This is a genomic window from Streptomyces sp. NPDC015127, from assembly GCF_043080095.1.
Lineage (GTDB): Bacteria > Actinomycetota > Actinomycetes > Streptomycetales > Streptomycetaceae > Streptomyces.
Window position 1 is genome coordinate 30521 of record NZ_JBIBVE010000011.1, and the last position, 13488, is coordinate 44008.

General features: G+C 72.6%; 16 protein-coding genes. 6 read left to right on the plus strand and 10 right to left on the minus strand.

The window, feature by feature from the left end; all coding sequences use genetic code 11:
* Positions 1–84 precede the first annotated feature (84 nt).
* Positions 85–768 carry a uracil-DNA glycosylase gene (locus ACF08N_RS21750; RefSeq protein WP_392326298.1) on the plus strand — a complete coding sequence of 228 codons (684 nt, stop codon included), beginning with the start codon at positions 85–87 and terminating at the stop codon, positions 766–768.
* 130 nt (positions 769–898) lie between these two features.
* Entirely contained in the window at positions 899–1369 is a 471-nt protein-coding gene (locus tag ACF08N_RS21755) for a hypothetical protein (RefSeq protein ID WP_392326600.1), read from the plus strand.
* A gap of 3 nt (positions 1370–1372) precedes the next feature.
* On the opposite strand, the gene ACF08N_RS21760 is transcribed toward ACF08N_RS21755, so the two are convergent.
* From ACF08N_RS21760 to ACF08N_RS21770, 3 genes are all read right to left on the minus strand, one after another.
* Positions 1373–1819: a hypothetical protein gene (locus ACF08N_RS21760; protein ID WP_392326299.1), complete on the minus strand. Its 447-nt coding sequence runs from the start codon at positions 1817–1819 to the stop codon at positions 1373–1375.
* A 100-nt stretch (positions 1820–1919) separates the two neighbouring features.
* Positions 1920–2432 carry a DinB family protein gene (locus tag ACF08N_RS21765; RefSeq protein WP_392326300.1) on the minus strand — a complete coding sequence of 171 codons (513 nt, stop codon included), beginning with the start codon at positions 2430–2432 and terminating at the stop codon, positions 1920–1922.
* Positions 2433–2473: 41 nt separating this feature from the next.
* Positions 2474–3148 (minus strand): TetR/AcrR family transcriptional regulator, encoded by a 675-nt coding sequence (locus ACF08N_RS21770; protein WP_392326301.1) that lies wholly within the window; start codon positions 3146–3148, stop codon positions 2474–2476.
* An 82-nt stretch (positions 3149–3230) separates the two neighbouring features.
* On the opposite strand from ACF08N_RS21770, the gene ACF08N_RS21775 reads away from it, so the two are divergent.
* Both ACF08N_RS21775 and ACF08N_RS21780 read left to right on the plus strand, forming a co-directional pair.
* Positions 3231–4460 (plus strand): FAD-dependent monooxygenase, encoded by a 1230-nt coding sequence (locus ACF08N_RS21775; protein WP_392326302.1) that lies wholly within the window; start codon positions 3231–3233, stop codon positions 4458–4460.
* A gap of 28 nt (positions 4461–4488) precedes the next feature.
* Positions 4489–5397 carry a Gfo/Idh/MocA family protein gene (locus ACF08N_RS21780; RefSeq protein ID WP_392326303.1) on the plus strand — a complete coding sequence of 303 codons (909 nt, stop codon included), beginning with the start codon at positions 4489–4491 and terminating at the stop codon, positions 5395–5397.
* Here ACF08N_RS21780 and lnt read toward each other — a convergent pair.
* Both lnt and ACF08N_RS21790 read right to left on the minus strand, forming a co-directional pair.
* Positions 5318–6937 carry an apolipoprotein N-acyltransferase gene (gene lnt / locus ACF08N_RS21785; RefSeq protein WP_392326304.1) on the minus strand — a complete coding sequence of 540 codons (1620 nt, stop codon included), beginning with the start codon at positions 6935–6937 and terminating at the stop codon, positions 5318–5320. The genes ACF08N_RS21780 and lnt overlap by 80 nt on opposite strands.
* A gap of 168 nt (positions 6938–7105) precedes the next feature.
* Positions 7106–7570 carry a nuclear transport factor 2 family protein gene (locus ACF08N_RS21790; protein WP_392326305.1) on the minus strand — a complete coding sequence of 155 codons (465 nt, stop codon included), beginning with the start codon at positions 7568–7570 and terminating at the stop codon, positions 7106–7108.
* 88 nt (positions 7571–7658) lie between these two features.
* On the opposite strand from ACF08N_RS21790, the gene ACF08N_RS21795 reads away from it, so the two are divergent.
* On the plus strand, positions 7659–8270 hold the full coding sequence (locus ACF08N_RS21795) for a flavin reductase family protein (RefSeq protein WP_392326306.1): 612 nt from the start codon (positions 7659–7661) through the stop codon (positions 8268–8270).
* A gap of 13 nt (positions 8271–8283) precedes the next feature.
* Here ACF08N_RS21795 and ACF08N_RS21800 read toward each other — a convergent pair whose 3' ends face one another.
* From ACF08N_RS21800 to ACF08N_RS21820, 5 genes are all read right to left on the minus strand, one after another.
* Positions 8284–9444 carry a methyltransferase gene (locus ACF08N_RS21800; RefSeq protein ID WP_392326307.1) on the minus strand — a complete coding sequence of 387 codons (1161 nt, stop codon included), beginning with the start codon at positions 9442–9444 and terminating at the stop codon, positions 8284–8286.
* A 40-nt stretch (positions 9445–9484) separates the two neighbouring features.
* Positions 9485–9700: a hypothetical protein gene (locus tag ACF08N_RS21805; RefSeq protein ID WP_392326308.1), complete on the minus strand. Its 216-nt coding sequence runs from the start codon at positions 9698–9700 to the stop codon at positions 9485–9487.
* Positions 9701–9743: 43 nt separating this feature from the next.
* The gene (locus ACF08N_RS21810; RefSeq protein ID WP_392326309.1) at positions 9744–9917 is read right to left on the minus strand and encodes a hypothetical protein; all 174 of its coding nucleotides are present in this window, start codon (positions 9915–9917) and stop codon (positions 9744–9746) included.
* Between the two features lie 53 nt (positions 9918–9970).
* Positions 9971–10843 carry an undecaprenyl-diphosphate phosphatase gene (locus ACF08N_RS21815; RefSeq protein ID WP_392326310.1) on the minus strand — a complete coding sequence of 291 codons (873 nt, stop codon included), beginning with the start codon at positions 10841–10843 and terminating at the stop codon, positions 9971–9973.
* A 296-nt stretch (positions 10844–11139) separates the two neighbouring features.
* On the minus strand, positions 11140–11844 hold the full coding sequence (locus tag ACF08N_RS21820; protein WP_392326311.1) for a TVP38/TMEM64 family protein: 705 nt from the start codon (positions 11842–11844) through the stop codon (positions 11140–11142).
* A 395-nt stretch (positions 11845–12239) separates the two neighbouring features.
* On the opposite strand from ACF08N_RS21820, the gene tuf reads away from it, so the two are divergent.
* Positions 12240–13430, plus strand: a complete 1191-nt coding sequence (gene tuf / locus ACF08N_RS21825; protein ID WP_392326312.1) for an elongation factor Tu — start codon at positions 12240–12242, stop codon at positions 13428–13430.
* Positions 13431–13488: the final 58 nt, after the last annotated feature.

Sequence of the window (13488 nt, forward strand, 5' to 3'; positions counted from 1 at the left end):
CGGGTTGTCAGTGGCGCCGGGTAGGTTCTGGGATCTCGGCTCCGAGATCTCGGAACCACCTGTTGCTTACCGGAGGTTGTTGACGTGACCGACACCGACATGCTGCCCGAGTCCTGGCGCGGCGTCCTCGGCGAAGAGCTCCAGAAGCCCTACTTCAAGGAGCTCACCGAGTTCGTCGAGAAGGAGCGGGCGAACGGTCCGGTGTACCCGCCCCGCGCCGAGGTGTTCGCCGCGCTCGAGGCCACGCCGTACGACCGGGTCAAGGTGCTCGTCCTCGGCCAGGACCCGTACCACGGGGAGGGCCAGGGGCACGGGCTGTGCTTCTCGGTCCGCCCGGGCGTGAAGACCCCGCCCTCCCTGCGGAACATCTACAAGGAGATGCACGCCGAGCTCGGCCACCCCATCCCGGACAACGGCTACCTGATGCCGTGGGCCGAGCAGGGCGTCCTGCTGCTCAACGCGGTGCTGACGGTCCGCGCCGGGGAGCCGAACTCCCACAAGGGCAAGGGCTGGGAGAAGGTGACCGACGCCGTGATCCGCGCGGTGGCCGAGCGGCCCGATCCGGCGGTCTTCGTCCTGTGGGGCGCCTACGCACAGAAGAAGCTGCCGCTGATCGACGAGACGCGCCACGCGGTCGTCAAGGGCGCGCACCCCTCGCCGCTGTCGGCGAAGAAGTTCTTCGGCTCCCGCCCCTTCACGCAGATCAACGAGGCGATCGCGGCCCAGGGCCACGACCCGATCGACTGGCGCATCCCGGACCTCGGCTGAGCGTTCACACTCCGGACTGACGGGCTCGGGCGCCTCGCCCGAGCCTGTGCGTGATTGTCCCGGGCGGCGGATAGCGTCGGTACGTCGTACAGCGGGCCAGCGAGCCGTTCGGACGTGGGAGATCAGCGTGATGGAGCAGCAGGACACGCCGGAGGACGCCGTCATGACCCGGATCGGGCAGGCCGTCATGCTGCTCCACGGTGGCGACCGCGAGGAGGCGCGGCACCGGTTCGCATCCCTCTGGGCCGAGATCTCGGAGGCCGGCGACGCCCTGCACCGGTGCACCCTCGCCCACTACATGGCCGACGCCCAGGACGACCCGGACGACGAACTGGCCTGGGACCTGCGTGCCCTGGGCGCCGCCGAGGGGCTCAGCGAGGAGCCGACGGACCGGCCCGAGCAGTCGCTCGCCGTGCGGGCCTTCTACCCCTCGCTGCACCTCGATCTCGCCGCCGACTACATCAAACTGCGCCGCCCGGAGGCCGCACGGGTCCACCTGGACCGGGCGCGCGCGGCGACGGATGCCCTGGCGGACGACGGGTACGGATACGGGGTGCGGGAAGCGATCGACCGCCTGGAGCGCACACTCGGCGCGGGCTGAGGCTCAATTCCCGTACACCTGACGGCACATGCGGGCCTCGGCGCTGTCGGAACGCCAGCCGCCGTAGCCCTGGCCCAGCTCGCAGACGTCCCCCCGGTCGACCGGGACATCGGGCAGCGGGGGCAGCTTCGGCTGCGGCACGGCAGGAGTCCGCGGCACGCGGCTGTGCGGACGGGCCGCAGGGGCTTGGCGGGGCGGTGCCGGGACGGCGGCCTCCTCGCGGAGTGGTGCCGGCGGTGTCGTCGCCGGTGCCGTCCGCTCCGGCAGGGCGGCCTCCAGCGCCTCGCGGGCAGGGCCCTGCACGATCTGCGGCTCCACCACCTGGTCCGGTCGTCCGGCGGAGGAGGCGGCGGGCACGGGAGCGGGCTGCGCCTCCACGGAGACGCAGCCGGTCACGGCCCACGCCGCCATCCCGACCAGGGCCTTTGCTGTGATTGTTGTTCGCTGCACCCGCGCAACTCTGCTGTGCGCAAGGGTGGTTGCCGGGGAGTACAGGCCGTAAATGGCCCGCACGGGTGAAGCGGCTTTCAGCCGGGGGCCGGGGAGTGGCTCATTCTCCGGTCATGCCGTCGATCCGCTCGCGCAGCAGATCGGCGTGGCCGTTGTGCCGGGCGTACTCCTCGATCATGTGCGTGATGATCCAGCGCAGGTTGTAGGTGGTGTTGCGGGAGGTCCTGCCCACGCTCAGGTCGTCGAGACCCCGCGCGGCGGCAGCCTCACGGGCGGCGGCCACCTCGGCGCGCCAGTCGGCGAGCGTCCGGTCCCAGGTGACCTCGTCGGTGGTCCGGAAGTCCCCGTCCGGGTCCTCTTCGGTGTAGTACAGGGCGCCGATCTCCTCGCCGGCCATGACCTGGCGGAACCACCAGCGTTCGACGTCGGCGAGATGACGGACGAGGCCCATCAGGGTGAGGCTCGACGGCTCCACGGACGCCGTCCGCAGCTGCTCGTCGCTCAGGCCGGCGCACTTGGAGATCAGGGTTTCGCGGTGGTAGTCCAACCAGCCCTCCAGCATGTCCCGTTCGGCTGCGGTGGTGGCGGGTTCGGTGCGCTCAACTGTGGTCATGGCGGTCATCCTCATGCAGGAGAACGCTTCCTGGCCACGGGTTATCCCTGGCGGGAGGCGCCCGGGCCGAGCATGCCGCGCAGCAGCTCGTCGAAACCGGTGCGCAGCTCCGCCTCGCCGGGCACCGCCCGGTGATAGGAGCCGGCCGCGCAGGAGAACATCAGGCCCTCGCACCAGGCGACCAAGGACAGCGCGTGCCGCTCCGGCTCGGCGGAGCCCGCGGCGGCCATCATCGCGTTCAGCGGCTCCCGGAAGCGGGCGCCGGCGTTGTCGTAGAACGCGCGCAGCTCCGGCCGGCGGACCGCCTCCAGGGCCAGCTCGTAGCGGGCGACCAGTAGCTCCCGATGCCGGGTCAGGTAGCGGTGGAGGGCGCGGGCGAGCCCGTCGAGCAGCGCGTCACGGCCGTCGCCCGGCGCGGGCAGCTCCTCCGGCGCGAGGACGGTCGCCTCGCGCTCGGCCAGCCGGCGCACCGCCGTCTCCAGCAGGGCCTGCCGGGTACGTGCGACGTTGGACGTGGAGCCCTGGGGCAGTCCCGCCGCCTCGTCGACCGCGCGATGGGTCAGACCGCGCATGCCGCGTTCGAAGAGCAGGGCCAGCGCGGTGTCGCCGATGAGCGCGGAGCGCGAGCCGGCGGCGGACGTGGCCGCTCCGGAGGCGCCGGTACGGGCGCCGGTGCCGGAGGGCGGGGACGGGGGCGGGGTGGTACGTGCGGCCATGGCGCCAACCTATCGCGTCGACTACAGCTGTAGTACGGTGTGGCTGTTACTACAGGTGTAGTCAACGTGTCGAGGAGCAGTCATGCCCGAAGCCCGTGCAACCGCCCGAGCCGTCGTCGTCGGCAGCGGCATCGGCGGACTCACCGCAGCCGTCGCGCTCAGCCGGCAGGGCTGGCAGGTCACCGTCCTGGAACGGGCCGCCTCCCTGGAACCGGTCGGCGCCGGCATCGGACTCGCCCCCAACTCCCAGCGTGCCCTCGACGTCATCGGCCTCGGCGACGAGATCCGTGACCTCGCCGCCTGGCAGGGCGCCGGCGGCATGCGCACCCCCGCGGGCCGCTGGCTCGCCCGTACCGACGCGGCCGCCGCGGCCGAGCGGTTCGGCGGCCCCCTCGTCCTCGTCCACCGCGCCACGCTCGTCGACCGTCTCGCCCGCCGCCTGCCCGAAGGCGCCGTACGCACCGGATGCCCCGGCGAACTGGCCGACCGCGGAGTCGCCGGCGGCCGCCGCGCGCGCGTCACCACACCCGACGGCGAGATCGAGGCCGACCTCGTGGTGGCGGCCGACGGCATCCATTCGGCGCTGCGCCGGAGCCTCTTCCCGCACCACCCCGGCCCCGCGTACTCCGGGTTCACCACCTGGCGCCTGGTCGTCCCCGCACCCCAGGCCCCCTTCGCACCCCACGAGACCTGGGGACCGGGATCCCTGTGGGGCACCCAGCCCCTCAAGGACGGCCGGATCTACGCGTACGCCGCCGCCACCGCACCCGCCGGGACAGCCGCGGGCGACCAGAAGGCCGAACTGCTGCGCCGCTTCGGCCACTGGCACGACCCGATCCCGGCCGTCATCGCCGCCGTCGACCCCGGCCAGGTGCTGCGCAACGACGTCCACCACATCGTCGAACCGCTGCCCGCCTTCCACCGCGGGCGCACCGTCCTCATCGGCGACGCCGCCCACGCCATGGCACCCACCCTCGGCCAGGGCGGGAACCAGGCCATCGAGGACGCGATCGTCCTCGCCCACCACGCCCCGCCCACGGGCGACCTCGGCACCGGCCTCGCCGCCTACAGCGCCGAACGGCTGCCCCGCACCATGGCCGTCGTCCGCAAGTCCGCCCGCGTCGCCCGGCTCATGGCGCTGTCCGGCACACCCGCCGTCGCCGTCCGAGACACCCTGATGTCCGCGGTCTCCCGGCTCGGCCCGGGCCTGGTGCTGCGCACCTTCGACGGCATCGCCGACTGGCGCCCGCCGCAGCGCACGTATGCTGCCGGGGCACAGGACGTGCACGAAGGACAGCCGGCGCGCCGCTGACGCCGGTACGGCATCGAGGGAGATTCCTGTGAAGGTCGGCTGCATCGGGCTCGGTGACATCGCGCAGAAGGCGTATCTGCCGGTCCTCACCACCCTGCCCGGCGTCGAACTGCACCTGCAGACCCGCACGCCCGCCACGCTGACCCGCGTCGCCGACACCCACCACATCCCCGCCGGGCGCCGCCACACCGACCTCGACGCGCTCCTCGCCCAGGGCCTCGACGCCGCCTTCGTCCACGCGCCGACGCCGGCACACGCCGAGATCGTCACTCGGCTGCTCGAAGCGGGCGTGGCCACCTACGTCGACAAGCCGCTCGCCTACGAACTCGCCGAGTCCGAGCGGCTCGTCGCCCTCGCCGAGGAGCGCGGCACCAGCCTCGCCGTCGGCTTCAACCGCCGCTTCGCGCCCGCGTACGCCCAGTGCCTGGAGCACCCGCGCGAGCTGATCCTGATGCAGAAGAACCGGATCGGGCTCCCCGAGGACCCGCGCACCCTCGTGCTCGACGACTTCATCCACGTCGTCGACACCCTGCGGTTCCTGGCGCCCGGGCCCGTCCGGCACACCGATGTGCGGGCCCGGATCGTCGACGGACTCATGCACCACGTCGTCCTCCAGCTGTCCGGTGACGGCTTCACCGCCATCGGCATCATGAACCGGATGAGCGGCTCGACCGAGGAGATCCTCGAGGTCTCCGGCCAGGACTCCAAGCGCGAGGTCCGCAACCTCGCCGAGATCGTGGACCACAAGGGGCAGCCGAGCGTCCGCCGCCGGGGCGACTGGGTGCCGGTCGCCCGCCAGCGCGGCATCGAACAGGCCGTGCACACCTTCCTCGACGCCGTACGCGCCGGGAAGCACCTCAGCGCACAGGACGCGCTGCGGACCCACGAGCTGTGCGAGCGGGTCGTGCTGCGGGCCCTGGAGCAGGCCGCCGGATAGCCCGCGAGCCCTCGGCCGCGGCCAGCGCGGCCAGCACCGCGAGCGCCCCGTACACCGCCCAGTCGCCGAACCGCACGTACAGCGTCGTGCCCGTCGCCCGAGGCATCTCGAACACCGCCGCGCCGCTGGTCTCCGTGGAGAGCGGGTCGCCGACCGGCTGCCCCGACGCCCCGAACACGGCGCTGACGCCCGTGAGCGTCGCGTGCACCATCGGTCGGCCGGTCTCGGCCGCCCGCAGCGCCGCCAGTGACGCGTGCTGCTCGGGCGCCCAGCTCTGCTGGAACGTCGACGTGGCGGACTGCGCCACCAGCAGCTGGGCCCCGTCCCGCACCAGACGCCGGCTCATGTCGGGGAACGCCGACTCGAAGCAGACCAGCGGGCCGACGCGCAGGCCCTCGCCCTGACCTGCGGGCAGCGTCATGACAACCGGCACCGTCCCGCGGATCCTGTCCTCGCCCGCTGCCTTTCCGACCGAGGTCACCCAGCCGAGTACGGAGCGGGCCGGGATGTACTCGCCGAACGGCACCAGCCGCATCTTGTCGTAGCGGTCGCCGGTCGGACCCGTGGGCCCCACGAGCACCGAGCTCTTGTAGATACCGGCGGGGCCCGACGCCGCCACGCTGCGCGCGTCCACGTTCACGAGCACGGGCGCGCCGACGTCACGGGACAGCGCGGCGAGACGGTCCGCGAGGTCGGTCCTCGCGCGCAGGTCGGCGCCCACGCTGCTCTCGCCCCACACCACCAGGTCCAGCGCCTTCTCCCGGCGCGCCAGGTCACGCGTCAGCTCCTCGCCCCGGTCGAACCGGCGCTCCACGCTGTCCGCGCCCGTCACGACACCCGGCTGGACGACCGCGATCCGCATCCGCGCCGACTCGCGGGGCTGTGGTGCCCACGCCCAGGCGGACCCGGCCGCCGTCGCACACACGACGACGCCCGCGACGGCGGGCGCACGGGCCCGCTCGACGGCGATGAGCAGGGCGACGGCGGTGTTCACCGCGAGCACCAGGAGGCTCACCAGCCATACCCCGCCGACCGAGGCGAGCCGCAGCGCGGCAGGCACCTGCCACTGGCTGGCCCCGAGCAGACCCCAGGGCCCGCCGAGCCCCTCCCAGGACCTGACCAGCTCGATCACGAGCCAGCCCGATGGGATCACGGCGAGTGAGGCGGCGGCGCGCGCCACGGAGGGGCGGCCGCCGGTCATGAACCGCACGAGCAGGCCCCAGGGCGCCCACAGCAGCCCCAGCAGCGCGGCGAGGACCAGCAGGAAGACATGCAGGCTGGGCAGCAGCCAGTGATGGACCGCGATCATGAACCCGATGCCGCCGAGCCACCCCTCCACGAGCGCGCGCCGGCCGGTCGGCGCGCTGCGCAGGAGCAGCAGCCACGGGACCAGGGCGACATAGGCGAACCACCACAGGCCGGGCTCGGGCAGGGCGAGCGCGGGCAGCGCCCCCGCGACGACGGCCCCGGCCCCGCGCGCCCCACGACCCTCACGCCGGCCGGCCCACCGCCCGGCCCGCCGACCACCCGGAATCCGCATACCGCGCCTCCTCACGACCAAGTGTGGGCCACAGGGGCACGGCGGGACAGACCACGCCGCCTACCGTGGCCGGGTACCGCGCTGCGTGCGGTGGCCTGGGAGTAGGAGCTCCGGGGCATGGGGGCCCTCCCACGGCCGCCGGGCCATGGGAGGCCGGATGGGGAAAGGTCACGCGTCAGGCCGCGGCCGGCCGGCCGCCCCGCGGCGCCACTTCTCCTCCGTCGTCACCCTCCGCAGCCGCCATCCCGCATCCCCGCGCGTCAGCGTGAAGCGGTAGCGGCCGCCCGAGACGAACTCCTGGCCCGACGCCGGCAGCATCGGGTTGATGTAGTCCGCCCGGACGTCCGCGCTGTCACCCGGGTAACCGCCCAGGTCCTGGAGGTGGACGCGGCGGTTGACGATCAGGTGCTGGCGGACCGGGAACAGTCGCATCGTCTCCGCCAGCCAGCCGGCGACCTCGTCCGCCGTCCCCTCGATGCCGCCGGATCCCCGGTAGTCGGCCCGCCCGTCGACGGTGAACAGGGCCCGGTAGGCGTTCCAGTCGCCGTCGTCCACCGCCACGGCGTAGCCGGTGATCAGTTCGTCGATGGCAAGGCGGTCCATCACGGTCGCGAGATCCACGCGCTGCGTCATCGGCTCAGTGTCGGGCAGCGCCGGGCACGGCGCCAGAGCCGTGCAGGGCACGTCACCGGGTGACAACGCGGGACGCGATACTGCACGCATGCGCATCGATCTCGACCCCGCCCAGTGCGATCGGGCCACCTTCTACCGGCTGCTGACGGCCACCGTGGTGCCCCGGCCCATCGCCTGGGTGTCCACGACGTCCGCCGGGGGGACCGACAACCTGGCGCCGCACTCGTTCTTCACCATTTCGTGTGTCGAGCCACCGATCGTGCAGTTCACGTCCGTGGGGCGCAAGGACTCGCTGCGCAACATCGAGGACACCGGCGCCTTCGTCGTCAACCTCTCCCCGGAGAGCCTGTTCGAGAAGATCAACGCCACGGCGACCGATTTCCCGCGCGGCGTCAGCGAGTTCGACGCCGTCGGCATCGCCAGGGAGCCGAGCCTGCGGGTCGGGCCACCCCGCGTGGCCGCCTCCCCGGTGGCGCTCGAGTGCCGATTGCACAGCACGCTGCGGCTCGGTGACTCGACCGTCGTCTTCGGCCGGGTCGTGCACGCCGCCGTCAGTGAGGACGTGATGAGCGACGGCCACCCCGAGGTGACGAAGCTGGCACCGCTGTCCCGGCTCGGCAGGGACGAGTGGGGCACGATCGGCGACGTACGCGCCGTCTCCCGTGTCCCGTACGAGCACTGGGTGCGGGGCAACCGCTGACGCGACGTCGCCGCTAGCGGCGCCTGACCGCGCGCAGGACGACGAACTTGGGGTCGCTCGCGACGACTTCGCAGGTGCCGAACAGCCGCCGCAGCCGTACGTGGTAGCCCAGGTGACGGTTGCCGACGACCCACAGCTCGCCGCCGGGCCGCAGCACGCGGCGGGCGTCCGCGAACATCCGGCGAGCGGTGGTGTCCGTCGTCGCCCGGTGCGAATGGAACGGCGGGTTGTTCAGCACGAGGTCCGCCGCGCCGTCGTCCAGCGCCGAGAGCCCGTCGCCCACGACGAACTCGGCTTTGCCTTCGGGCACGTTGTCGCGGAACGTCGCCTCCGCCGAGGCGACCGCCGAGAACGACTCGTCCGTGAACGTCACGCGCGCGTCCGGGGCCGCGAGCGCCGCCGCCATGCCGACCACGCCGTTGCCGCAGCCGAGGTCCACGATGTGCGCGGCGCCGTGCCCGGTCGGCAGGTGGCGCAGGAAGAACCTGGTGCCGATGTCGAGGCGTTCGGCGCAGAAGATGCCCGCGTGGTTGGTGACGGTGCGGCCCGCGAGGGCGCCCGTGTCGGACGGCAGGGCGTACCGCAGCGGCCACGGGCTCGGCACGCGCGGCAGGGCCGTGTCGGGGGTGCAGAAGATCAGCCGGGCCTTCTTGGCGGCGAGGGAGGTCCGCGTCGGGCCGATGATGCGCTCGAAGAGCTTCAGCGTGGAGGTGTGGATCTCGCTGACCATGCCGGTGCCGACGACGACGGTGTCCGCGTGGACCGCGGGCGCGAGGCGGTGCAGCTGGTCCTCCAGGAGCGCGAGGCTCTTGGGCACGCGGACCAGCAGGACGTCGACGCGCTCCGGCGGGGTGTCCCTGGCCGACAGGAGACGCACGGCGCCCGCGTCGACACCGGCCCGCGCGAGATTGGCCCGGGTGGCCTGCTGCCCGAGGTACGAGTCGGTGATCTGCACCACCGGGTGGTGGCCGGCGAGCGAGGTGACCAGAGCGCCCCAGCGGTCGCCGACGACGGCCACGGTGCCGGTCAGCGGTACGGGGGAGGCGTCGTCGATGCCGTGCAGATGGCGCAGCAGGTACTCGTCGGCGGCGTCCCACGCGCGGAGCGTGTCGCGGGGGTCCTCGGGGAAGCGGGCGAGCTCGAAGGCCCCCCATGACGTGGTCAAACGGTTCATCGTGCCCTCAGGCTAGCCGAGCACGGGACACCGGCGGTTCTCAGGCCGCGTAGCCGGCGTGGGCGGCGGCACCGCGCCACTCCACCAGATGGGGATCGTCGAGGATCATGTCCGCGTCGTCGAGCCCCGCCCTCCGCAGGAACTCCACGAGGTCCTTGTCACTGCGCGCGAGCCCCACGATCTCGCCGCGCACGGTGACACGCCGCCCGCCGCCGGGGGACGGCGGGTGCACGACGATGGGTGCCTGCCAGGCCATGACTCCAGGGTGCGCCGGGCGGGCCGCGTGTGCAGCCCGGGCGTCAGGCCGCCGGGCGCACGTCCTCGCGTGCCGCGGCGGCCCACTCCACGACGAGCGCCTCGTACTCCGGCCGCCGGTCGTCGGGAAGCTCCCCGTCGGCCCACAGCTCACGGATGCGGGCGTTCAGCTCGGTGGCGGACAGGGCGGCTTCGGACTCGGTGCGAATGGGGGACATGCCCTCAGATTACGGCGTCCGGGCCGTGACCGTCCCCCGTCGCAGAGTGACCGTCAGCCCGCCGACTCGCCCGCCTCCGGGCTGAGTACATCCGTTCCGACCAGGATGAACAGCAGGATTCCGAGCAGGATTCGGTAGATCACGAACGGCATGAAGCTCTTCGTAGTGATGAATTTCATGAACCAGGCGATCACCGCGTAGCCCACGCCGAACGCGATGATCGTCGCCAGGATCGTCGGCCCCCATGAGACATGTCCCTCACCGGCCTCCTTCAGCTCGAACAGGCCGGACGCCAGCACCGCGGGGATCGCCAGCAGGAACGAGTACCGGGCCGCGGCCTCGCGGGTGTAGCCCATCAGCAGACCGCCGCTGATGGTCGCTCCGGAGCGCGAGACGCCCGGGATCAGCGCCATCGCCTGGCACACGCCGTAGATCAGACCGTCCCGGACGCTCAGGTCCTGCAGCGTCTTGCGCTCCCTGATCGCCCGGTGGCGGCCGCCGATCTCGTCGCGGGCGGCCAGCCGGTCGGCGATGCCGAGCACGATGCCCATGACGATCAGCGTCGTAGCGATCAGCCGCAGATCACGGAAGGGGCCCTCGATCTGGTCCTTGAGGGTGACACCGAGCACACCGATCGGGATCGAGCCGACGATGACGAGCCAGCCCATCTGGGCGTCGTGGTCGCGGCGCATCGTCTTGTCGGTGAGCGAACGGAACCAGGCCGAGACGATCCGCGCGATGTCCTTGCGGAAGTAGATCAGCACCGCCGTCTCCGTGCCGATCTGGGTGATCGCGGTGAACGCGGCACCCGGGTCGTGCCAGCCGGCGAACGCGGCCGTGAGCCGCAGATGCGCGCTGGAGGAGATCGGCAGGAACTCCGTCAGCCCCTGGACGAGTCCGAGGATGATTGATTCGAACCAAGACATTGAAAGCTACGCCACCCAAGAGATGATCACGGTCCGACCGGCACACGCACGGGCCGGCGCTGAGGTATCGGTTGCCGGTCGGAACACCGGCCGGCTCATGGGCAGGCGTGTTCCATCGTCGTCATGCGGACCCTTTGCTGACTTGACTGACGGACTGTCAGGCGCCCATGGGACTGACGGCCCGTGAGACACGCGGGTGCGTGTGCGTCATCGGACCGGCGCCGATCGTGAGGCAGCGTAGCGCCCCGAAACGACGGCACTTCGCCCAGGCCCCGTACCCGTCCCGGTGACACCGGTCACCGGGCCCGCAGCCGGTGCCGCTTGGTCCAGGCGACGACCGCGGCCGCCACCCCCGTCACCACGATGAACCCCGTCGCGATCAGGAACACGGGCGAGGTCGGCGACCCCGCCCGGCTGCCCGCCACCACGTACGCCGCCGTGTTGGGGATCGACCCCAGGCCCGTGGCCAGCAGGAACGGCAGACAGCCCATCCGCGAGACCGCCGCACAGTAGTTGGCCGCGGCGAACGGCACACCGGGGAACAGCCGGATCGCCAGCATCGAACGGAAACCGTGCCGGCTGAGCTGCCCGTCCGCCGCCTTCAGCCAGCGCCCCCGCAGCAGCGGCCGCAGCGCGTCCTGGCCCAGCAGCCGGCCGAGCGTGAACGCGATACCCGCGCCCAACACCGTGCCGCCGATCGCCGCGAAGAGCCCGGCCTGCGAGCCGAACAGGGCTCCCGCCGCCAGGTTGAGGATCGGCCGTGGCACGAACGCCGCCGTGCACACGCCGTACCCGACGCCGAACAGCACCACCGCCGAGACACCGCTCAGCTGCGGCGGCCAGCCCGCCGAGAGCAGCCGCTGCGGCTCGTAGAGCAGCACCACCGCGGCGGCGGAGGCGAGCAGGACCACGAGCAGCGACAGCCGCGACCAGGGCGAGAAAAGGGCCCTGGTGCAGCGGAGGGCGAGACCGGATGCCGGCCGGGGGTCGGGGGCGAGCATCCGGGGAGACTAACCGACGAACGTGTCCGAACGCCGTATCGCTGCCCACATCGCTCCCACGGCCGCCGCCGATGACCGCGTGACCCGGCGAACCACGGCCCGAGGAAAAGCATTCGACGCGGCTGCCGCCCTGCACGATCATCGACGGCATGGTCCGGTACGCCTTCCCCGCAGCGCCGTCCGCAGTCGCGGACGCGCCGAAGGCTGCCGCATTCCCGGCCGCTGCCACTGACATCCCTGCCGCGGCAGCCGTCGCCGTCGCAGTCGCCGCGGCTCCCGGCGGCGCCCGAAGCTGACCCTTCCCGGATCGTCCGGCGGACCCCGCAGGGGGAGGGTCGGCGAGGTGCAGGGGTCCTGAATCACGCTTCGAGTTCCAGGAAGGAACGAACCCAGTCATGCCCAAGACGGCATACGTGCGCACCAAGCCGCACCTCAACATCGGGACCATGGGCCACGTCGACCACGGCAAGACCACCCTGACCGCAGCCATCACCAAGGTGCTCAGCGAGCGCTCCGGCGGCGGCACCTCGTACGTCTCCTTCGACCGCATCGACCGGGCGCCGGAGGAGGCGGCGCGCGGCATCACGATCAACATCGCGCACGTCGAGTACGAGACGGACACCCGCCACTACGCCCACGTCGACATGCCGGGCCACGCCGACTACGTCAAGAACATGGTCACCGGGGCGGCGCAGCTCGACGGCGCGATCCTCGTCGTCTCGGCCCTCGACGGCGTCATGCCGCAGACCGCCGAGCACGTCCTGCTCGCCCGCCAGGTCGGCGTCGACCACATCGTCGTGGCGCTCAACAAGGCGGACGCGGGCGACGACGAGCTCACCGACCTCGTGGAGCTGGAGGTCCGTGACCTGCTCACCGCCCACGGATACGGCGGCGACGCGGCACCCGTCGTCCGGGTGTCCGGACTCGGGGCGCTGCAGGGCGACCCGCGCTGGACCGCTGCCGTCGAGGCGCTCCTCGACGCCGTCGACACCTATGTGCCGATGCCGGTCAGGTACACGGACGCGCCGTTCCTGCTGCCGGTGGAGAACGTGCTCACCATCACCGGACGCGGCACGGTCGTCACCGGAGCCGTCGAGCGCGGCACCGTGCGCGTGGGGGACCGGGTGCAGATCCTCGGCCCGACTGCGTCATGGACAGCGGGCGAGACGGTCGTCACTGGCCTGGAGACCTTCGGCAAGCCGATGGAGTCCGCCGAGGCGGGCGACAACGTGGCGCTGCTGCTGCGCGGGGTGCCGCGCGACGCGGTCCGCCGCGGCCATGTGGTCGCGGCGCCGGGGAGCGTCGTGCCCAGCCGCCGCTTCACCGCGCAGGTCTACGTCCTGTCGGCACGCGAGGGCGGCCGCAGTACGCCGGTGACCACCGGCTACCGGCCGCAGTTCTACATCCGCACCGCGGACGTCGTCGGCGACATCGACCTCGGCGGGACCGGAGTGGCGCGTCCCGGGGACACGGTCACCATGACCGTCGAACTCGGCCGTGACGTGCCGCTGGAGCCCGGCCTCGGCTTCGCGGTCCGCGAGGGCGGTCGCACGGTCGGCGCCGGGACGGTGACCGCGGTCGGGTAGGGGCTGTCCGGCGGATCAGGGCCGGACAGGACGCGGCGGTCTGGTGCATGGGGTCTCT

Coding starts and splice junctions, on each gene's coding strand:
- ACF08N_RS21790 (WP_392326305.1), bottom strand. CDS start 7,570: ATGACGCAGCGCGTGGATCTCGCGACCGTGATGGACCGCCTTGCCATC.
- ACF08N_RS21755 (WP_392326600.1), top strand. CDS start 899: ATGGAGCAGCAGGACACGCCGGAGGACGCCGTCATGACCCGGATCGGG.
- ACF08N_RS21770 (WP_392326301.1), bottom strand. CDS start 3,148: ATGGCCGCACGTACCACCCCGCCCCCGTCCCCGCCCTCCGGCACCGGC.
- lnt (WP_392326304.1), bottom strand. CDS start 6,937: ATGCGGATTCCGGGTGGTCGGCGGGCCGGGCGGTGGGCCGGCCGGCGT.
- ACF08N_RS21810 (WP_392326309.1), bottom strand. CDS start 9,917: ATGTCCCCCATTCGCACCGAGTCCGAAGCCGCCCTGTCCGCCACCGAG.
- ACF08N_RS21805 (WP_392326308.1), bottom strand. CDS start 9,700: ATGGCCTGGCAGGCACCCATCGTCGTGCACCCGCCGTCCCCCGGCGGC.
- ACF08N_RS21795 (WP_392326306.1), top strand. CDS start 7,659: ATGCGCATCGATCTCGACCCCGCCCAGTGCGATCGGGCCACCTTCTAC.
- ACF08N_RS21815 (WP_392326310.1), bottom strand. CDS start 10,843: ATGTCTTGGTTCGAATCAATCATCCTCGGACTCGTCCAGGGGCTGACG.
- ACF08N_RS21765 (WP_392326300.1), bottom strand. CDS start 2,432: ATGACCACAGTTGAGCGCACCGAACCCGCCACCACCGCAGCCGAACGG.
- tuf (WP_392326312.1), top strand. CDS start 12,240: ATGCCCAAGACGGCATACGTGCGCACCAAGCCGCACCTCAACATCGGG.
- ACF08N_RS21820 (WP_392326311.1), bottom strand. CDS start 11,844: ATGCTCGCCCCCGACCCCCGGCCGGCATCCGGTCTCGCCCTCCGCTGC.
- ACF08N_RS21775 (WP_392326302.1), top strand. CDS start 3,231: ATGCCCGAAGCCCGTGCAACCGCCCGAGCCGTCGTCGTCGGCAGCGGC.
- ACF08N_RS21800 (WP_392326307.1), bottom strand. CDS start 9,444: ATGAACCGTTTGACCACGTCATGGGGGGCCTTCGAGCTCGCCCGCTTC.